The 20,048-nt window shown below is 70.6% G+C and carries 16 protein-coding genes; 14 read left to right on the top strand and 2 right to left on the bottom strand.

Annotated features, from left to right (window positions below; translation table 11 throughout):
- Positions 1-52 precede the first annotated feature (52 nt).
- From SK095_RS18795 to dauA, 5 genes are all read left to right on the top strand, one after another.
- Positions 53-1,231, top strand: coding sequence for an acetyl-CoA C-acyltransferase (locus SK095_RS18795; protein ID WP_320547132.1), 1,179 nt, complete (start codon positions 53-55; stop codon positions 1,229-1,231).
- 112 nt (positions 1,232-1,343) lie between these two features.
- Positions 1,344-2,300 (top strand): 2-hydroxyacid dehydrogenase, encoded by a 957-nt coding sequence (locus SK095_RS18790; RefSeq protein WP_320547131.1) that lies wholly within the window; start codon positions 1,344-1,346, stop codon positions 2,298-2,300.
- A 118-nt stretch (positions 2,301-2,418) separates the two neighbouring features.
- Positions 2,419-3,417 (top strand): class I SAM-dependent methyltransferase, encoded by a 999-nt coding sequence (locus SK095_RS18785; RefSeq protein ID WP_320547130.1) that lies wholly within the window; start codon positions 2,419-2,421, stop codon positions 3,415-3,417.
- Between the two features lie 328 nt (positions 3,418-3,745).
- Positions 3,746-4,333 (top strand): TMEM165/GDT1 family protein, encoded by a 588-nt coding sequence (locus SK095_RS18780; RefSeq protein WP_136490520.1) that lies wholly within the window; start codon positions 3,746-3,748, stop codon positions 4,331-4,333.
- Between the two features lie 98 nt (positions 4,334-4,431).
- The gene (dauA, locus tag SK095_RS18775; RefSeq protein WP_320547129.1) at positions 4,432-6,171 is read left to right on the top strand and encodes a C4-dicarboxylic acid transporter DauA; all 1,740 of its coding nucleotides are present in this window, start codon (positions 4,432-4,434) and stop codon (positions 6,169-6,171) included.
- Between the two features lie 96 nt (positions 6,172-6,267).
- On the opposite strand, the gene SK095_RS18770 is transcribed toward dauA, so the two are convergent.
- Entirely contained in the window at positions 6,268-6,825 is a 558-nt protein-coding gene (locus tag SK095_RS18770; protein WP_136490510.1) for a hypoxanthine-guanine phosphoribosyltransferase, read from the bottom strand.
- A gap of 173 nt (positions 6,826-6,998) precedes the next feature.
- Between SK095_RS18770 and upp the strand changes: the two genes are divergently transcribed.
- The 4 genes from upp to SK095_RS18750 all read left to right on the top strand — a co-directional run bounded on the left by upp (position 6,999) and on the right by SK095_RS18750 (position 12,462).
- Positions 6,999-7,637: a uracil phosphoribosyltransferase gene (gene upp / locus SK095_RS18765; RefSeq protein ID WP_320547128.1), complete on the top strand. Its 639-nt coding sequence runs from the start codon at positions 6,999-7,001 to the stop codon at positions 7,635-7,637.
- A 79-nt stretch (positions 7,638-7,716) separates the two neighbouring features.
- Positions 7,717-8,433, top strand: a complete 717-nt coding sequence (locus SK095_RS18760) for a VC0807 family protein (RefSeq protein ID WP_178084073.1) — start codon at positions 7,717-7,719, stop codon at positions 8,431-8,433.
- Between the two features lie 74 nt (positions 8,434-8,507).
- Positions 8,508-9,773 (top strand): Hsp70 family protein, encoded by a 1,266-nt coding sequence (locus SK095_RS18755; protein ID WP_320547127.1) that lies wholly within the window; start codon positions 8,508-8,510, stop codon positions 9,771-9,773.
- 190 nt (positions 9,774-9,963) lie between these two features.
- Positions 9,964-12,462 carry a cache domain-containing protein gene (locus SK095_RS18750; protein WP_320547126.1) on the top strand — a complete coding sequence of 833 codons (2,499 nt, stop codon included), beginning with the start codon at positions 9,964-9,966 and terminating at the stop codon, positions 12,460-12,462.
- On the opposite strand, the gene orn is transcribed toward SK095_RS18750, so the two are convergent.
- Positions 12,449-12,991: an oligoribonuclease gene (gene orn / locus SK095_RS18745; protein WP_136490505.1), complete on the bottom strand. Its 543-nt coding sequence runs from the start codon at positions 12,989-12,991 to the stop codon at positions 12,449-12,451. The genes SK095_RS18750 and orn overlap by 14 nt on opposite strands.
- Positions 12,992-13,096: 105 nt before the next feature.
- Between orn and rsgA the strand changes: the two genes are divergently transcribed.
- The 5 genes from rsgA (at position 13,097) to SK095_RS18720 (ending at position 20,042) form a co-directional block, all read left to right on the top strand.
- Entirely contained in the window at positions 13,097-14,128 is a 1,032-nt protein-coding gene (rsgA, locus tag SK095_RS18740; RefSeq protein WP_136490504.1) for a small ribosomal subunit biogenesis GTPase RsgA, read from the top strand.
- Positions 14,129-14,285: 157 nt separating this feature from the next.
- Positions 14,286-15,101, top strand: coding sequence for a rhodanese-like domain-containing protein (locus SK095_RS18735; RefSeq protein ID WP_320547125.1), 816 nt, complete (start codon positions 14,286-14,288; stop codon positions 15,099-15,101).
- Between the two features lie 10 nt (positions 15,102-15,111).
- On the top strand, positions 15,112-15,975 hold the full coding sequence (asd, locus tag SK095_RS18730) for an archaetidylserine decarboxylase (RefSeq protein WP_320547124.1): 864 nt from the start codon (positions 15,112-15,114) through the stop codon (positions 15,973-15,975).
- 141 nt (positions 15,976-16,116) lie between these two features.
- Positions 16,117-17,910, top strand: coding sequence for a molecular chaperone (locus tag SK095_RS18725; protein WP_320547123.1), 1,794 nt, complete (start codon positions 16,117-16,119; stop codon positions 17,908-17,910).
- 62 nt (positions 17,911-17,972) lie between these two features.
- Entirely contained in the window at positions 17,973-20,042 is a 2,070-nt protein-coding gene (locus SK095_RS18720; protein WP_320547122.1) for an EAL domain-containing protein, read from the top strand.
- Positions 20,043-20,048: the final 6 nt, after the last annotated feature.

Here is a 20,048-nt window from a genome sequence, read left to right as displayed (position 1 = left end):
AGATTCGTCTTTTGTGCACCGCAACAACAAAACCAACAGCGAGGAATACCCGATGTCCGAGATCGTGATCGTCAGCGCCGTCCGTACCCCGATGGGCGGCTTCCAGGGCAGCCTGGCCGCCCTTTCCGCACCGCAACTGGGCGCCGCCGCCATCCGCGCCGCAGTGCAACGCGCCGGGGTCGCGCCGGCCGAGGTCGACGAAGTGATCATGGGCTGCGTGCTGGCCGCCGGCCTCAAGCAGGGCCCGGCGCGCCAGGCGGCGCTTGCCGCCGGCCTGCCGACCGCCACCGGCTGCACCACCATCAACAAGCTGTGCGGCTCGGGCATGAAGGCGGTGATGCTGGCCCACGACCTGCTCAAGGCCGGGACCAACCGGGTGATGGTCGCCGGCGGCATGGAGAGCATGTCCAACGCGCCCTACGTGCTGGACAAGGCGCGCGCCGGCCTGCGCATGGGCCATGCCGAACTCAAGGACCACATGTTCCTCGACGGCCTGGAGGATGCGCGCAGCGGCCGGCTGATGGGCTCGTTCGCCCAGGAGACCGCCGACCAGTACGGCCTGACCCGCGAGGCGATGGACGCCTATGCCATCGAGTCGCTGCGCCGCGCCCAGGCGGCCATCGAGAGCGGCGCGCTGGACGCCGAGATCGTCGCGGTGACGGTGACCACCCGCAAGGGCGAGGTGACGGTCAAGGACGACGAGCAGCCGCTGACCGCCAGCCCGGAGAAGATCCCCGGCCTCAAGCCGGCGTTCCGCAAGGACGGCACCATCACCGCCGCCAACTCCAGCTCGATCTCCGACGGCGCCTCGGCGCTGCTGCTGATGAGCGCCGAGGAAGCCGCACGGCGCGGGCTCAAGCCGCTGGCGCGGATCGTTGGCCACGCCACCCAGAGCCAGGAGCCGGGCGAGTTCACCCTTGCGCCGGTCGGCGCCCTCGCCAAGCTGTTCGCCAGCACCGGCTGGAGCAAAGACGAGGTCGACCTGTTCGAGCTCAACGAGGCCTTCGCCATGGTCACCATGCTGGCGATCCGCGAGCACGACCTGGACCCGGCGAAGGTCAACGTCTACGGCGGCGCCTGCGCCCAGGGCCACCCGATCGGCTCCACCGGCTCGCGGATCATCGTCACCCTGCTCAATGCCCTGCGCCAGACCGGCGGCCGGCGCGGCGTCGCCGCCCTGTGCATCGGCGGCGGCGAGGCCACCGCGGTGGCGGTCGAGCTGCTGGACTGAGGGTTGCGGACGGACGCCGCGGGCTGCACGCCTGCGGCGCTTTCCGCTAGGCTGCGGCGATGACAGCGCGCCGGCTCAGGACGGCGCCCGCCCAGCCTGCAAGGACAGTCCCATGACCCGAGCCGTATTCCTCGACCATCCCTCCCTCGACCTCGGCGATCTCGACCTGGCGCCGCTGCGCGCGGTGTTCGCCGAGCTGGTGCTGCACGAACAAACCGCCCCCGGGCAGGTCGCCGAGCGCCTCGAGGGCGCGCAGGTGGCGATCAGCAACAAGGTCAGGCTGGACGCCGCCACCTTCGCCGCCTGCCCCGAGCTGAAGCTGGTGCTGATCGCAGCCACCGGCACCAACAACGTCGATTTGGCCGCCGCCCGCGCCCACGGCGTCGTCGTGTGCAACTGCCAGGGCTACGGCACCCCGTCGGTGGCCCAGCACACCCTGATGCTGCTGCTCGCCCTGGCCACCCGCCTCACCGACTACCAGGCTGCGGTGCGCGCCGGGCGCTGGCAGCAGGCCAGCCAGTTCTGCCTGCTGGACTTCCCCATCGTCGAGCTGGAGGGCAAGACCCTCGGCCTGCTCGGCCACGGCGAGCTGGGCAGCGCGGTGGCGCAGCTGGCGCGCGCCTTCGGCATGCGCGTGCTGCTCGGCCTGCTGCCCGGCCGTCCCGCCCACGACGGCCGCCTGCCGCTGGACGAGTTGCTGCCGCAGGTCGATGCACTGACCCTGCACTGCCCGCTGACCGAGCAGACACGCAACCTGATCGGCGCGCGCGAGATCGCCCTGATGAAACCCGGCGCCTTCCTGGTCAACACCGCGCGCGGCGGCCTGGTCGACGAGCAGGCGCTGGCCGACGCCCTGCGCGCCGGCCACCTGGGCGGCGCGGCCACCGACGTGCTCAGCGTCGAGCCGCCCAAGGACGGCAACCCGCTGCTCGCCCCGGACGTGCCGCGCCTGATCGTCACCCCGCACAGCGCCTGGGGCAGCCGCGAGGCGCGCCAGCGCATCGTCGGCCAGCTGGCGGAGAACGCCGCGGCCTTCCTGGCCGACGCGCCGATGCGGGTGGTCTCGTAGGGTGCGCTATGCGCACCACCCAGCCTTGATGGTGCACACGGCGCACCCTACGGCTTGCGGATTTGCCAGCCGCCGGGCCTTTGCCTAATCTGCCCGCCCTTTTGTTCCGGAGGTGTCCATGGATCCGCGTAGCGAAGTGCTGTTGCGTCAGGCCGAACTGTTCGCAGGCCCCGTGCTGCTCGCCGGCCTGCCGGCCGACGGCCTGCTCGGCGAACTGCCCGAGGCCCATGGCTGGAGCTGGCACTGGGACGAGCACAGCGCCGTCGCGGCGCGCCATCCGGGGCGCTGCCAGTTCGGCCCCCGGGTGCCGGCGCAGGCGTTCGCCGGCGCGGTGCTGTTCCTGCCCAAGTCGCGCGAGCTGACCGACTACCTGCTCGCCGCGCTGGCCGCACGCCTCCCCGGCGCGCCGCTGTGGCTGGTCGGCGAGAAGCGCGCCGGCATCGAGCGCGCGGCGAAGCAGCTGGAGCCGTTCGGCCGCCCGCGCAAGCTGGACAGCGCGCGCCACTGCCAGCTGTGGCAGGTGACGGTCGAGCAAACCCCGGCGGCGCCGGAGCTGGAGACCCTCGCCCGCCGCTACCCGGTGGCCACGATGGACGGCGAGCTGCAGGTGGTCAGCCTGCCCGGTGTGTTCAGCCACGGCCGCCTGGACGTCGGCTCGCGCCTGCTGCTCGAACACCTCGACGGCCTGCCGCAGGGCGAAGTGCTCGATTTCGGCTGCGGCGCCGGCGTGCTCGGCGCCGCGCTGCAGCGCCGCTATCCGGACAGCCGGCTGCACCTGCTGGACGTCGACGCCTTCGCGGTGGCCAGCAGCCGCCTGACCCTGGCCGCCAACGGCCTGCAGGCCGAGGTGCAGGCCGGCCGCGGCATCATGGATGCGCCGGCCGGGCTGGCCGCCATCGTCAGCAACCCGCCGTTCCACCAAGGCGTGCACACCGACTACCAGGCCACCGAGCAGCTGCTGCGCGACGCCGCCCGCCACCTGCGCCCCGGCGGCGAGCTGCGCCTGGTGGCCAACAGTTTCCTGCGCTACGCGCCGCTGATCGAGCAGCACCTCGGCCCCTGCACGGTGCTGGCCGAACGCGACGGCTTCCGCGTGTATTCGGCGCGCCGCGCGTGACGGGATGGTGCGCATGGCGCACCCTACGGGAAGCACCAGCGCCTGCGTAGGGTGCGCCATGCGCACCGACACTCCGCCGATCCCTTGTCTCTCCCGCCGCCCTTGGGCACAATGCGCGCCGTCCTGAGGGAGTAGTCTGCCGCCGAGCGATTCGGTGGCGTGCGCGTCAACACACTTGGTCCGCAGACCATGGCGCGCACGACCCGCACCGGCCAGCCCGGCGCCGCGGTTCGACAAGACTCATGACACTCACAGCCGACCCGGGGCGGGCAGGCCGTGCGTGTCATGCCGTCGTTGTCCCGCCCCTCTGGAATGTCCGATGGAAGCCCTGCAATCCCTGTTCGTCCCCACCGGCCTGGTGGCCCTCGCCGAGATCGGCGACAAGACCCAGCTGCTCGCCCTGCTCCTCGCCGCCCGCTTCCGCCGGCCCTGGCCGATCATCTGGGGCATCCTGGTCGCCACCGTCGCCAACCACTTCGCCGCCGGCGCCATCGGCAAGTGGGTCGCCTCCTTCTTCAGCGAAGCCACCCTGAGCTGGATCCTCGCCGCCAGCTTCCTCGCCGTGGCCGCCTGGATGCTGGTGCCGGACCAGATCGACGAGGAGGAGGAAGCCTCGCACTTCAAGCGCTTTGGTCCGTTCCTCACCACCCTGGTCGCCTTCTTCATCGCCGAGATGGGCGACAAGACGCAGATCGCCACGGTGATGCTGGCCGCCCAGTACGACTACTTCTGGCTGGTGGTCGCCGGCACCACCCTCGGCATGCTGATCGCCAACGTGCCGGTGGTGCTGGCCGCGCACTTCTCCGCCGACCGGCTGCCGATGACGCTGATCCACCGCATCTCCGCGCTGTGCTTCGTCGCCCTGGCCCTGTACGCCGCCTGGAACGCCGCCAAACTGAGCGGCTGGCTGGGCTGACCGGCCCGCGGGCCGGGACTTCCACCTCCGTCCGATAGCCGTTCACCGGCAAACGGCTTACCCTCTTATGAAGTGGGGAAATATAACGGAGTAGAAGAATGTCCCGGCTCGCGCGCGTTCCGCTGTTCACCGCCTGGCGCCAGGCCCTGCGCGCCGGCTACGACCGCCGCGCCCTGCGCGGCGACATCCTCGCCGGCCTCACCGTCGGCATCATCGCCATCCCGCTGGCCATGGCGCTGGCCATCGCCGTGGGCGCGCCCCCGCAGCATGGCCTGTACACCGTGCTGATCGCCGCGCCGCTGATCGCCCTGACCGGCGGCTCGCGCTTCAACATCTCCGGCCCCACCGCCGCCTTCGTGGTGATCCTGCTGCCCATCGTCCAGCAGCACGGCCTCTCCGGCCTGCTGCTGTGCAGCATGCTCGCCGGCCTGATCCTGATCGCCCTCGGCCTGCTCAAGGCCGGCCGGCTGATCCAGTTCGTGCCCTACCCGGTGACCCTCGGCTTCACCGCCGGCATCGGCGTGGTCATCGCCGGCCTGCAGCTCAAGGACGCCCTCGGCCTGACGGTGACCGGCAGCGCCGCGCACTTCCCCGAGCAGATGTACGACCTGGCGCTGGCCCTGCCCACCGCGCACCTCGGTGACGCGCTGGTCGCCGCCGTCACCCTCGGCGTGCTGATCGCCTGGCCGCGCCTGGTGCCGAAGGTCCCCGGCCACCTCGCCGCGCTGGCGGTCGGCACCCTGCTCGGCCTCTTGCTGGAGCTGGCCGGCCTCGGTGTCGCCACCCTCGGCGAGCGCTTCAGCTACAGCCTCGATGGCGTGACCCACCCGGGCATCCCGCCCTACCTGCCGGGCTTCGCCCTGCCCTGGCAGTTGCCGGACGCCGCGCCGCTGAGTCTCGCGCTGGTCCGCGAGCTGCTGGCCCCGGCGATGGCCATCGCCATGCTCGGCGCCATCGAGTCGCTGCTCTGCGCGGTGGTCGCCGACGGCATGACCGGCAGCAAGCACGATCCCAACGGCGAGCTGATCGGCCAGGGCCTGGGCAACCTGATCGCCCCGCTGTTCGGCGGCATCACCGCCACCGCGGCGATCGCCCGCAGCGCCGCCAGCGTGCGCGCCGGCGCCTTCTCGCCGCTGGCGGCGATCATCCATGCCGGCGTGGTGCTCGCCGCCATGCTGCTGCTGGCGCCGCTGTTCAGCTATCTGCCGATGGCCGCGCTGGCCGCGCTGCTCTTGATGGTGGCGTGGAACATGGCCGAGGCGCCGCACGTGGTGCACACCCTGCGCATCGCCCCGCGCAGCGACGTGCTGGTGCTGCTCACCTGCCTGGTGCTGACCGTGGCCTTCGACATGGTGCTGGCGGTGGGCGCCGGCCTGCTGCTGGCCGCCGGCCTGTTCATCCGCCAGATGAGCGCGCTGACCGACGCGGCGCCGCTGCCGCGGCACTTCCACCAGGCGCTCGGCGACCTGCCCGAGCACGTGGCGGCCTACGCGATCCGCGGCCCGCTGTTCTTCGGTGCGGCGGAGAAGGCGCTGAACACCCTGCGCCGCTTCACCCCGGGGGTGAAGGTGGTGATCGTCGACCTCAGCGCGGTGCCGCTGCTGGACATGACCGCGCTGGCGGCGCTGGACACCGTGCTGCGCGACTTCCGCCACCACGGCGTCGGCCTGATCTTCAGCGGCACCAGCTCGCGGGTGCGCCTGCAACTGCGCCGCGCCGGCATCCACCTGCACAGCCACCAGCTGGCCTACGTGCACGACCTCGACCAGGCGCGCGGCAAGGCGCTGAGGTGGCTGGCGGAGAAGGAGCAAGCGGCAGGCACCACCGCGCCAGCGTAAGGTGCAGTAGGCGGTGGGGGAGCGTAGGGTGCGCCATGCGCACCTGCGCCGTTGCGGTGCGCGCGGCCGCCAGGGGCCAGCCCCCACGAAAGGCAATCACATCCCCTTGACCGCGTAGATCCCCGGCGCGTTGCGCCAGTAGCCCTTGTAGTCCATGCCGTAGCCGAAGATGTAGCGGTCGACGCAGGGCAGGCCGACGTAGCTGGCGTCCATGTCCGGGCTCGCCTTGCGGTCGTGCTCCTTGTCGATCAGCACCGCGGTGTGCACCGCGCGAGCGCCGGCGTGCTTGCAGTAGTCGACGATGGCGGCCAGGGTGTGGCCCTCGTCGAAGATGTCGTCGACGATCAGCACGTCGCGGTCGATCAGCGACATTTCCGGCTTGGCCTTCCAGAACAGCTCGCCGCCACTGGTCTCGCCGCGGTAGCGGGTGGCGTGCAGGTAGGAGACCTCCAGCGGGAAGTCGAGCAGCGGCAGCAGCTTGCCGGCGAAGATCAGCCCGCCGTTCATCACGCAGAACACCAGCGGATTGCGCTCGGCGAGGTCGGTGCCGATCTGTCCGGCCATCCGCGCGATGGCGGCGTCCAGTTGCTCGGCGGTGTACAGGCAGTCGGCTTCCGCCATCACCTGGCGGATATGGGCGAGATCGACGGACATGGCAGGTCTCCGAAGGAAGGTGGGCCCGGACGGGCAAAGGGGCGAAAGGTACCGGCCAGCCGGCCGGCCGGCAAGCCTCGGCGGACGGCCGCCAGTGCGCCGGCACTCGGCCGCCGGCGGCGGATGCTTTACTCTATGCCATCCCTGCCCGCCTGCCGCCGGAGAGCCTGCCCATGCCCGTGCACGAGATTCGTCATCCGCTGATCCGCCACAAGCTCGGCCTGATGCGCCGCGCCGACATCAGCACGAAGAATTTCCGCGAGCTGGCCCAGGAGCTCGGCGCCCTGCTGACCTACGAGGCCACCCAGGACCTGCCGCTGGAGGACCAGATCATCGAGGGCTGGTGCGGCGCGGTCCAGGTCGAGCGCATCGCCGGCAAGAAGATCACCGTGGTGCCGATCCTGCGCGCCGGCATCGGCATGCTCGACGGCGTGCTCAGCCTGATCCCCAGCGCCAAGGTCAGCGTCATCGGCCTGGCGCGCAACGAGGAGACCCTCGAGGCGCAGACCTACCTGGAGAAGCTGGTGCCGGAGATCGACCGCCGCCTGGCGATGATCGTCGATCCGATGCTGGCCACCGGCGGCTCGCTGATCGCCACCATCGACATGCTGAAGAAGGCCGGCTGCCGGGAGATCCGCGCCCTGGTGCTGGTCGCCGCGCCGGAAGGCATCGCCGCGGTGACCGCGGCGCATCCGGAGGTGCGCATCTACACCGCCTCGATCGACGAGCGCCTCAACGAGCACGGCTACATCATTCCCGGCCTGGGCGATGCCGGCGACAAGATCTTCGGCACCCGGCAGAAGGACGCCTGAGCCGCTCTGCGGTATCGTGGCGCTCCTCACCAAGCCGCTGGCCGGCACCCCAAGGCTCCCGATGGACAAGACGCAAAGCATGACCGACGCCTCCCGCCCCACCCACAAGCCGCGCCCACTGGTCGACCTGGCGGTGAGCATCCTGCTGCCCTCGCTGGTGCTGATGAAACTGAGCAGCCCCGAGCGCCTCGGCGCCGACGGCGCGCTGGCGCTGGCCCTGGCCTTCCCGCTGGGCTGGGGCGCCTTCGAGCTGCTGCGCTACCGCAAGTTCAACTTCATCGCCCTGCTGGGCCTGGCCAGCGTGCTGCTCACCGGCGGCATCGGCCTGCTGCAGCTGGACAGCCGCTGGCTGGCGGTCAAGGAGGCGACCATCCCCGGCATCATCGGCCTGGCCGTGCTGTTCTCCACCCGCACCAGCAAGCCGCTGATCTACAGCCTGCTGTACAACAGGAACGTGCTCGACGTGGAACGCATCCAGCAGCAGCTGGATGCCCGCGGGCAGACCGCCGCCTTCGAGCGGCGCCTGCTCAAGGCCACCTGGTGGCTGAGCGGCACCTTCTTCTTCTCCGCGGCGATGAACTACATCCTCGCCCGCTGGCTGGTCACCAGCCCGGCCGGCAGCGAGGCGTTCAACGCCGAACTGGCGCACATGAACCTGCTCAGCTACCCGATGATCGCCATCCCCTCGATGCTGATGATGATGGCGATCCTCTACTACCTGTGGCGCACCATCCACGACCTCACCGGGCTGAGCCTGGAGGAGATCATGGCGGCGCATCACCGCGACAAGCACTGAAATCGACGGAGCGGCGCCCATTCGGCGCCGCTCTCGCATAGAATGCGCGGCCGTTTTTTCCGGAGCCGCTTCCCATGACCCTCGCCTCGCCTGCCCGCGCCTGCGGCATCGACTTCGGCACCTCCAACTCCACCGTCGGCTGGCTGCGGCCCGGTCAGGGCAACCTGATCGCCCTGGAAGACGGCAAGGACACCCTGCCCTCGGTGCTGTTCTTCAACTTCGAGGAGAAGCGCCCGGCGTTCGGCCGCCAGGCGCTGGGCGAATACCTGGACGGCTACGAGGGGCGCCTGATGCGCTCGCTGAAGAGCCTGCTCGGCTCGCCGCTGCTGGGCAGCGCCACCACCGTGCTGGGCAGCGCCCTACCGTTCACCCAGATCCTCGGCCTGTTCCTCGGCGAGCTGAAGCAGCGTGCCGAGGCCGAGGCCGGCCGGCCGTTCGAGCAGGTGGTGCTGGGCCGCCCGGTGTTCTTCGTCGACGACGACCCCGCCGCCGACCGCGAGGCCGCCGACACCCTGATGCAGGTGGCCCGCGACCTGGGCTTCAGGGACATCTCCTTCCAGTACGAGCCGATCGCCGCGGCCTTCGACTACGAGGCCGGCATCGACCGCGAGGAACTGGTGCTGATCGTCGACATCGGCGGCGGCACCTCGGACTTCTCGCTGGTGCGTCTCTCGCCCGCGCGCCGCGCCCTGGCCGAGCGCCAGGACGACATCCTCGCCACCGGCGGCGTGCACATCGGCGGCACCGACTTCGACCGCCAGCTCAGCCTGGCCGGGGTGATGCCGCTGTTCGGCTACGGCAGCCGGATGAAGAGCGACGCGCTGATGCCGACCAGCCACCACATCAACCTGGCCACCTGGCACACCATCAACGCGGTCTACGCGCAGAAGTCGCGGATCGCCCTGGAAAGCATGCGCTACGACATCCAGGACCCGACCGGCATCGACCGCCTGCTGCGCCTGATCGAGCAGCGCGCCGGCCACTGGCTGGCCATCGAGGTGGAGGACAGCAAGATCGCCCTCACCGAGCAGGCCAGCCGCACCATCGATTTCACCCAGGTCGAGGCGGGACTGGCCGCCACCCTGACCCGCCCGCTGTTCGAGGAGTCCATCGCCACCTCGCTGGCACGCATCGACGCCGGCATCGACCGCCTGCTGGCGGACGCCGGGGTGAGTGCCGAACAGGTCGACACCCTGTTCTTCACCGGCGGCTCCAGCGGCATCCCGGCCCTGCGCGCGAGCGTCGCCGCCCTGCTGCCCAATGCCCGCCCGGTCGAAGGCAACCGCTTCGGCGGCATCGGCAGCGGTCTGGCCATCGAGGCGCACAAGCGCTACGGTTGAGCCTGGAAACCTCGACCATTGGCCGCTGGGCGAAATCCGGTGCTCCCACTAGAATGCGAACCCAGCCACAAAACCGCCAGCCGTCGGTCCGAATCGGACTGCGCGGCTGGACAGTTCGACGAACACCGGCTACCGCGCTGAGCTGCGGCTGACCAGGGACTGGAATCCTTCCGAGTAAGGTGCGCGCCCCATGGCGATGACCGACAACAATCTCCTGCGCCTGCAGCTGTTCGGCATGCTGGCGCTGGTGTTCGTCCTGACCCTCGCCCTGGGCAGCTACTTCACCCTGCAGCAGACGCGCAACTTCCGCGCCGACAGCCTGGCCCTCGAGGCCGCCGAACTGCGCCAGCAGGAGGCCATCCTCGAGTCCTCGCTGACCACCCTGCACGACCAGCTCGACCAGTTGCGCCAGAGCAGCGAGGCCGTGCTCAAGCGCGACCTGCGCCAGCAGGTCGACCATGCCGTGCAGATCGCCGAGGCCATCTACCGCCGCGAACGGGGGCGCCGCACGGAAGACGAGATCCGCCGGCTGATCGTCGACACCCTCCGCCCGCTGCGCTTCTTCGACGGCAGCGGCTACTTCTTCATCGACGACCTGGCCGGCAACTGCGTGCTGCTGCCGATCAACCCCGAGCGCGAGGGGCGTTCGCTGCTCGACAACCACGATGTCGACGGCCGCCCCATCATGCGCGACCTGCTGGCGGCGGTGGACAACCCGCAGCAGCACGGCTTCACCCGCTACCGCTGGTACGCCCCGGGCAAGCCCGACGAAATGGCCGAGAAGATCGCCTACGCACGGGTGTTCGAGCCGTTCGGCTGGCTGATCGGCACCGGCGAATACCTCTACAAGGTCGAGCAGCAGCTGCAGCAGCAGGCCCTGCGCCAGCTGCGCGCCACCCGCATCGGCGCCAACGGCTACATCGCGGTGATCCACCGCGACGGCCGGGTGCTGCTGTCGCCGAGCAACCCGGCAGCCGAGGGGCGCTACGTCGACGAGCTGCCGACCGAGGAGCAGGCGGTGATCCAGCGCATCCTCGAGGCCAGCCGCAACGGCGGCGGCCTCACCCGCTACCAGTGGCGCGGCCTCAGCAACCCGCAGCTGAGCAGCAAGCTGGCGCTGGTCAGCAACCTGGAGGCCTGGGACTGGATCCTGGTCAGCGGCGTCTACCTCGACGACCTGGAGACGGGACTGGCCGAGCGCCAGCGCAAGCTCGAACAGAGCCTGCACCAGGACTTCCGCACCACCGCCCAGGCCCTGCTGCTGGTGATGCTGCTGGCCCTCGGCCTGGCAGTCGGCCTGTCGCGCTGGCTGACGCACCGCTTCGCGCGCTACCAGGCGGACATCGCCGCCGGCCAGGTCCGTCTGCGCCAGCAGGCGGAAACCGACCCGCTGACCCATCTGCCCAACCGCGCCCGCCTGCTCGCCCGCCTCACCGAGGCCGTGGCCCGCGCCCGCCGCGACGACCTGCAGCTGGCCGTGCTGTTCATCGACCTCGACCGCTTCAAGAACATCAACGACTCGCTCGGCCACGCCGTCGGCGACGGCCTGCTGATCCAGGTGGCGCAGCGCCTGTCGGGCGCGGTACGCGCCGGCAACACGGTCAGTCGCCTGGGCGGCGACGAGTTCGTCATCCTGCTGGAGGGGCTGACCCAGGCCGGCCAGGCGGCCCAGGTGGCGCAGGCGCTGCTGCAGGCCTGCAGCGGCCACTACAGCGTCGGCGAGCACGAGCTGGCGGTCACCCCGAGCATCGGCATCGCCCTCTGCCCGGCCGATGGCGAGGACGTGGAGACCCTGCTGAAGAACGCCGACACGGCGATGTATCACGCCAAGGCGGCGGGGCGGAACAACTTCCAGTTCTTCGCCGCGGCGATGAACACCCGGGTGCGCGAGCACCTCGAGCTGGAGAACCGCCTGCGCCAGGCGCTGGTGCGCGACGAGCTGAGCCTGCACTACCAGCCGCAGTACGATCTGGCCAGCGGCCGCCTGAGCGGCTGCGAGGCGCTGCTGCGCTGGCACAACCCGGTGCTCGGCCAGGTGCCGCCGGACAAGTTCATCCCCATCGCCGAGGACAGCGGGCTGATCCTGCCGCTGGGCGCCTGGGCGCTCAACGAGGCGTGCCGCCAGGCGATGGCCTGGCAGGCCGCCGGGCTGCCGCCGCTGCGCGTGGCGGTGAACGTCTCGGCGCTGCAGTTCCGCCACGGCGATCTGGCCGAGGTGGTGCAGCGCACCCTGGCGCGCAGCGGCCTGTCGGCGTGGCTGCTGGAGCTGGAACTGACCGAGAGCGTGCTGGCGGAAAACCTCGAACAGGTGCAGGCCACCCTGCAGCGCCTCAAGGCGCAGGGCGTGCGCCTGGCGATGGACGACTTCGGCACCGGCTACTCGTCGCTGAGCTACCTCAAGCACTTCAAGCTGGACACCCTGAAGATCGACCGCTCGTTCATCAGCGACCTGCCGGACTGCGACGACTATGCCGCGCTCACCGTCGCCATCATCGGCATGGCCCACGCGCTGGGCATGACCTGCATCGCCGAGGGCATCGAGACCGCCGCCCAGCACGACTTCCTGCGCTGGCACGGCTGCCGCCACGGCCAGGGTTATCGCCTGTCGCGACCGCTGAACGCGCAGGCGATGGGCGAGCTGCTGGCGCGCACGGCGGCCGCGGCCGAAACGCCGGTCAGCAGCGAATGAAGTGCTCGCGGTAGTGGCGCAGCTCGGCGATCGACTCGCGGATGTCGTCCAGCGCCAGGTGGCTGCCCTGCTTGACGAAGGATTCCTTGACCGCCGGCGCCCAGCGCGCGGCCAGCTCCTTGAGGGTGGAGACGTCGATGTTGCGATAGTGGAAGAAGGCCTCCAGCTGCGGCATGTAGCGGGCGAGGAAGCGACGGTCCTGGCCGATGCTGTTGCCGCACATCGGCGACACCCCGGCCGGCACCCACTGCTGGAGGAAGGCGATGGTCTGCTCCTCGGCCTCGGCCTCGCTCAGCCGGCTGTCGCGCACCCGCTGGGTCAGCCCGCTCTTGCCGTGCTGCTCGACGCACCAGGGATTCATGCCGGCCAGCACCGCGTCGCTCTGGTGGATCACCAGGGCCGGGCCCTCGGCCAGCACGTTGAGCTGGGCGTCGGTGACTATGGTGGCCATCTCGATGATGACGTCGGTCTCGGGATCGAGGCCGGTCATTTCCAGGTCGATCCAGATCAGGTTCTGCGGGTTCTGCATGGCGGGAGTCCTCGGTTGATCCGCGCATTCTAGCAGGCCGCACCCGGCATCCCGCTGCCCACGGGCGTGCTAGACTCGCCGCCGGAATTCACCCACGGACGCATCATGGCCAAACGCCAACTGACCCGCCGGCAGAGCTGGCGCATCGAGAAGATCCAGGAAGAACGCGCCGCCCGCGCCGCCAAGCGCGAGTCGCGCGCGGTCGAGGAGCTGGAGGGCGGCGACCTCGGCCCCGAGCAGAACGGCCTGGTGATCGCCCACTTCGGCGTGCAGGTCGAGGTCGAGGCGCTCGACGGCGAGCTGGCCGGCCAGGTGTTCCGCTGCCACCTGCGCGCCAACCTGCCGGCGCTGGTCACCGGCGACCGCGTGGTGTGGCGCGCCGGCAACCAGGGCATCGGCGTGATCGTCGCCCAGCTGCCGCGCGCCTCCGAGCTGTGCCGCCCGGACATGCGCGGCGTGCTCAAGCCGGTGGCGGCCAACGTCGACCAGATCGTCATCGTCTTCGCCCCGCTGCCCGAGCCGCACGCCAACCTGATCGACCGCTACCTGATCGCCGCCGACCACGCCGGCATCCGCCCGCTGCTGCTGATGAACAAGGCCGACCTGATCGACGAGGCCAACGCGGCCAAGCTGGACGCCCTGCTCGACGTGTACCGCGCCCTCGACTATCCGCTGCTGGAAGTCTCGGCGCACAACGGCAACGCCATGGACGAGCTGCGCGCGGCGCTGGACGGCCGGGTCAGCGTGTTCGTCGGCCAGTCCGGGGTGGGCAAGTCGTCGCTGGTCAACGCCCTGCTGCCGGGCGTCGACCTGCGCGTCGGCGCCCTGTCCGAACTGACCGGCAAGGGCACCCACACCACCACCACCGCGCGGCTGTTCCACTTCCCCGGCGGCGGCGAGCTGATCGACTCGCCCGGCATCCGCGAGTTCAGCCTCGGCCACGTCACCCGCGCCGACGTCGAGGACGGCTTCGTCGAATTCCGCGAGCTCATCGGCCGCTGCCGCTTCCGCGACTGCCAGCACGACCGCGAGCCCGGCTGCGCGCTGCTGCAGGCGCTGGAGGACGGCCGCATCCATCCGCAGCGCCTGGCCAGCTACCGGCATATCCTCGCCAGCCTGCCCAAGGACGAGTATTGAGGACGGGTGGGCGTGCAGCGGCAAAGCCGTAGGGTAGAAAACCCGCGCCGCGGTTTTCTGTCGACTCACGCCGCAGCCTGACTGGTGGACAATCGCCCTACGGCCAGCCGCCGCATTTCAGTACACTCCTGTTTTTCCCACGCCACCGGAGCCCGTCATGTCCGCCTTCTCCGACCTGCCGCTGCTGATCGAGCCGGCCGAACTGGCCAGCCGCCTGAACGCGCCGGAGCTGATCCTGGTCGACCTGACCCCCGCCGCCCGCTATGCCGAGGGGCACATCCCCGGCGCGCGGCACGTCGACACCCGGCGCACCCAGCTCGGCCAGCCGCCGGCGCCCGGGCTGCTGCCGGTGTGGAGCGACTTCCAGGCGCTGCTCGGCGAGCTGGGCCACCGCGCCGACGCCGTCTACGTGCTCTACGACGACGAGGGCGGCCCCTGGGCCGGGCGTTTCGGCTGGCTGCTCGACCTGATCGGCCACCGCCGCTGGCACCACCTGAACGGCGGCCTGCAGGCCTGGCTGGCCGAGGGCCGCGAACTGTCCGGCGCGGTGCCGGCGCCGGTCGGCGCCCCGGTCGCCGTGCAGCCGGTGGCCGACGTGCTGGCCAGCCGCGAGTACCTCCTCGCGCACCTGCACGACGACGACCTGCTGATCTGGGACGCCCGCTCGCCCGAGGAGTACCGCGGCGAGAAGGTGCTGGCGGCCAGGGGCGGACACATCCCCGGCGCCATCAACCTGAACTGGACCGACTGCCAGGATCCGGCCCGCGCCCTGCGCCTGCGCGCGGACCTGCGCGAACTGCTCGCCGCCCGCGGCATCACTCCGGACAAGACCATCGTCACCCACTGCCAGACCCACCGCCGCTCCGGCTTCACCTACCTGGCGATGCGCGCGCTCGGCTACCCGAACATCAAGGCCTACGCCGGCTCCTGGTCGGAATGGGGCAACCATCCCGACACGCCGGTGGAATGCTAAGGACCCGCCCATGACTCCCAAAGAACGCCTGTTTCTCCTCGGCCAGTACCTGCTGCCGCACCACGCCCTGTCGCGACTGATCGGCATGGCCGCCGAGTGCCGCGCCGACTGGTTCAAGAACCCGCTGATCAGCTGGTTCGTGCGTCGCTACCAGGTCGACATGAGCGAGGCCGAGGTCGGCAACCCGCACGCCTACGAGCACTTCAACGCCTTCTTCACCCGCGCCCTGCGCGAGGGCACCCGGCCGCTGGACGCCACCCCCGGCGCCATCCTCAGTCCGGCCGACGGCGCCATCAGCCAGCTCGGCCCGATCGAGCACGGCCGCATCTTCCAGGCCAAGGGCCACAGCTTCAGCGTGCTCGAACTGCTCGGCGGCGACGCCGAGATGGCCGCGCCCTTCATGGGCGGCCAGTTCGCCACCGTCTACCTGTCGCCCAGGGACTACCACCGCGTGCACATGCCGCTGGCGGGGACGTTGAGGGAAATGATCTACGTGCCGGGCCGGCTGTTCTCGGTCAACGGCTTCACTGCCGAAAACGTGCCCGAACTGTTCGCCCGCAACGAGCGGGTGGTCTGCCTGTTCGACACCGAGCGCGGGCCGATGGCCGTGGTGCTGGTCGGCGCGATGATCGTCGCCAGCGTCGAGACGGTGTGGGCCGGCCTGGTCACTCCGCCGAAACGCGCGCTCAGGCACTTCCGCTACGGTCCTGCGGTGCAGCAGCCCATCCACCTGGACAAGGGTGCCGAGCTCGGCCGCTTCAAGCTCGGTTCCACCGCCATCGTGCTGTTCGGTCCCGAGCAGGTACGCTGGGCCGAGGGCCTGAGCGCCGGCAGCCCGCTGCGCATGGGCCAGCAACTGGGCCTGCCGGGCTGAGGCCCGCCCCGGCGCGGCAGGGCGCAGCGACAACCTGCCGCAGATCAACGGCCAGGCAGGCTTTTCGGCTAGACTGAACGCTAGCGCGCCGGCGGCCGCGCCCAGGGTTGAGCCCGCATTCCCTGTTCCGAGCGAGACACCATGGACCTGCACTCCTCCTACGACCTGTTGCGCGTCACACCGCCGGACCTGGCCAGCCTGTCCTTCGCCGCGGCGCAGCCGGCGGCGCTGCGCGGCTGGATCGCCGAGCTGCCCAAGGCCAACCTCGGCGAAACCGCCCGCCGCCTGTATACCGCCCTGCAGGAACTCAACCGCCTGCGTACGCCGCCGGCCAACCGCCAGCAGTTGCTCGAGCTGCTCGAGCCGGAGGTGCTGTTCGTCTGCGGCCAGTTGCAGAAGCACCTGCGCAGCCCGGTGGTGATCCTCGACGAGCGCCGCCAGCAGATCGCCGCCCTGTGCCAGACCCTGCAGCAGCAGCTGGCGCGCGCCGCCAAGCTGACCGCCAGCGAGGCGCTGGCCCTGCCGCCCAGCGATGCCAGCCGCCAGCTGTGCGCCCGCGCCCTGTTGCTGGGCCAGCACGCGCTGTACCAGATGCTCTGCCAGTTCAGCCTGCTCTACATGCCGCCCAGCCAGGGTTTCTGGCTGGAGCTGCACCAGCTCTACCGCGCCGCCGCCGCCCGCCAGCTCCAGCGCCTGCCGCTGCCGGGCATCGACGGCCGCGAACAGACCATCGAGCAGTGCTACCTGGCCAGCCTGCTGCTGGGCAGCGCACGCTGCAACCAGCTGCGCCAGCAGGCCATCCTCCAGCTCGGCGAAGCGCTGCCGGCGTGGAGCTACCGCGCCGTCCTGCAGGACGCGCGCCTGCCCGGCAGCCTGTTCGCCTTCGCCCCGGGCACCGACAGCCCGCCGCGCTACGCCAGCCTGCTGCACAACGAGGACCCCGCGCAACTGCTCGGCCTCGACCCGCAGGCCCTGGTCAGCGAGCTGCGCACCTACCTGCGGCTCGGCACCGTGCAGCGCCAGGGCAGCCGCCTGTCCATGCCCCATGGCGTCGGCGACGACCTGCTGCAGCACCTGTGCACCGCCTGGAGCGCCCCCGCCGAGCGCGCCTTCAGCCGCATGCCCGGCAGCGGCACGCTCAGCGCCTGCCTGGGCATCCGCGCGCTGCACTACCACATCGCCGGCCAGCGCAGCTTCGCCGACACCCTGCAGCTGCCAGCCACCGCCGTCAGCGTCGACTTCCAGCGCCACGAACGCGAGCGCGACCCGTGGAACCGCGCCTTCGACGCCTCGCGCAACGAGGCGCTGCTGCGCCGCCAGCAGCCCAGCATCGACTACACCCCCGGCCGCGACGCCCCCGACGAGAGCGGCCAGTATCCGCGCCACCAGCTGCAGGTGATCAACCACAGCCCCGGCGGCTTCTGCCTGGCCTGGGACGACACGCCGCCCGACCAGTTGCAGACCGGCGACCTGATCGGCCTGCAGCACCCCGGCGAGCGTGGCTGGAACATCGCTCTGATCCGCTGGATCCGCCAGCCCCGCGGCAGCGGCCTGCAGCTCGGCATCGAACTGCTCGCCCCGCGCGCCAAGCCCTGCGGCCTGCGCCCCCAGAACGACGGCAAGCCCGAGGGGCAGTACCTGCGAGGTCTGCTGCTCAGCGCCATCCCGGCACTGGGTCGCCCGGACCTGCTGATCGCGCCGACCCTGCCGTTCCAGCAGGGGCAGAAGATCCTCCTCAACCTCGACGGCAAGGAGCAGGCAGTGCAGCTCACCCGCCGCCACACCCTCAGCGGCAGCTTCAACCAGTTCGAGTACCGCCCGCTCGAGGCACCGGCGCCACGCACCGAACCTGCCGACGGGAAACCGGTCACAACCTTGCGACTGGCCGGCGACAGCGAGCCGGTTGGCTTTGACTCGCTCTGGGAGTCCTTGTAGATTTCCGAGCATTTCCCTCTGCCGCGTTTGTGCGCCCCTGCGGCGCTGGTTCCTGGCCAACCATGCCCACCGAAAAGAAAACCGTCCGCCTGCTGCTCCTCGAGGACTCGCAGAACGAGGCCGAGCGCCTGATCAGCCTGTTCCGCAACGCCGGCCACGCCACCCGCGCCCATCGCCTGACCTCCAGCGACGACCTTGCCGAAGCCCTGCAGCAGACCTGGGACCTGCTGATCGCCGCCCCCCACAGCGAGAACCTCGAGCCCGACGAAGCCCTCGGCGCCATCCGCCGCCTGGGCAAGGACCTGCCCTTCCTGCAGCTGGTCGCCGACAACGACGGCGAGGCGATCACCGAGGCCATGCTGCTCGGCGCTCAGGACGGCGTGCCGGCGAGCGACGAGGAGCGCCTGCTGCTGGTCGCCGAGCGCGAGCTGCGCAACCTCGAGGAGCGCCGCGCCCGGCGCAATGCCGAGGTGGCCCTGCGCGAGGCCGAACGGCGCTGCCAGCTGCTGCTGGACAGCTCGGTGGATGCCATCACCTACGTCCACGACGGCATGCACATCTATGTCAACCGCGCCTACGTCGAGCTGTTCGGCTACAGCGACGCCGACGACATCGCCGGCATGCCGATGATCGACCTGATCCAGGGCAGCGACCAGGCAGCGTTCAAGGACTTCCTCAAGACCTACCAGCAGAACGGCGACGAGCATGCCGAGCTGCTGTGCGGCGGCGTGCGCGACGACGGCAGCCAGTTCCGCGCACGCATGACCTTCTCCCCGGCCAGCTACGACGGCGAGCCCTGCACCCAGGTGGTGATCCGCGCGGAAAGCGACAACAGCGAACTCGCCGAGAAGCTGCGCGAGATCAGCAGCCAGGACCTGGTCACCGGCCTGTACAACCGCGTGCACTTCCTCGAACTGCTCGACCACGCCGTCCAGCAGGCGGTCAAGACCGGCAGCCCGGCCAGCCTGGCCCTGCTGCGCATCGACCGCTATGCCAACCTCCTCGGCGACATCGGCCTGGCCGACAGCGACCTGCTGCTGGCCGACTGCGCCACCCTGCTGCGCCAGCACTTCGGCGAGCAGGCCCAGCTGGCGCGCTTCGCCGACGACAGCTTCGCCGCCCTGCTGCCGCAGCCCCCGGCGCAGGCCGAGGCCTCGCTGCAGGCCCTGCTGAAGAAGGTCGAAGGCCACCTGTTCGACATCGGCGGGCGCAGCGTGCAGGTCACCTTCAGCATCGGCGTGGCCGGCATCAGCGAGCAGAGCGCCCAGGCCCAGCTGGTGGTCGAGCGCGCCCTGCGCTGCACCGACCAGCTGACCGGCGGCAACGCCCTCAACATCTACGACCCGGCCGAGGAACTGGCCGCCGCCGCCAGCCGCGGCAACCTGCTCGCCATGGTCCAGCAGGCCATCGAGGGCAACGGCTTCCAGCTGCTGTTCCAGCCGATCATCAGCCTGCACGGCGACGAACGCGAGCACTACGAAGTGTCCCTGCTGCTGCGCAACCCGCAGGGCGAGGCGGTGCCCCCGGCCGAGTTCCTCGCCGCCGCCGAGCAGACCGGCCTGGCCGCCCGGGTCGACCGCTGGGTGCTGCTCAACGCCATCCGCCAGCTCGGCGAGCATCGCGCCAGGGGCCACAACACCCACCTGTTCATCGGCTTGGGCGCCGCCAGCCTGCAGGACCCGGCGCTGCTGCCCTGGCTCAGCGCCGCCCTCAAGGCCGCCCGCCTGCCGGCCGACAGCCTGATCCTGCAACTCGGCGAGCCGGATGCGATCGCCTACCTCAAGCAGGCCAAGCTGCTGACCAAGGGCCTCGCCGAGCTGCACTGCAAGGTATCGCTCAGCCGCTTCGGCGGGGCGCTCAACCCGTTCAACACCCTGCGCCACCTGAACGTCGACTTCGTCAAGCTCGATAGCGAACTGCTCCGCGACCTCTCCGACGCCGAACAGCAGGACAAGCTCAAGACCCTGATCGCCGGACTGCACAACGAGGCCAAGCTGACCGTGGTGCCCAACGTGGACAACGCCAGCGTGCTGACCACCCTGTGGCAGACCGGGGTCAACTACGTGCAGGGCCTGTACCTGCAGGCGCCCAGCCCGAAGATGGACTACGAGTTCTCCTCCGGCGAAGACTGAAGGCCC

Origin of the sequence: Pseudomonas sp. AN-1 (genome assembly GCF_034057115.1) — a bacterium.
Classification (GTDB): domain Bacteria; phylum Pseudomonadota; class Gammaproteobacteria; order Pseudomonadales; family Pseudomonadaceae; genus Geopseudomonas.
The sequence above is the reverse complement of the archived record's forward strand: the minus strand, read 5'-3'. Positions and strand labels throughout refer to the sequence as shown.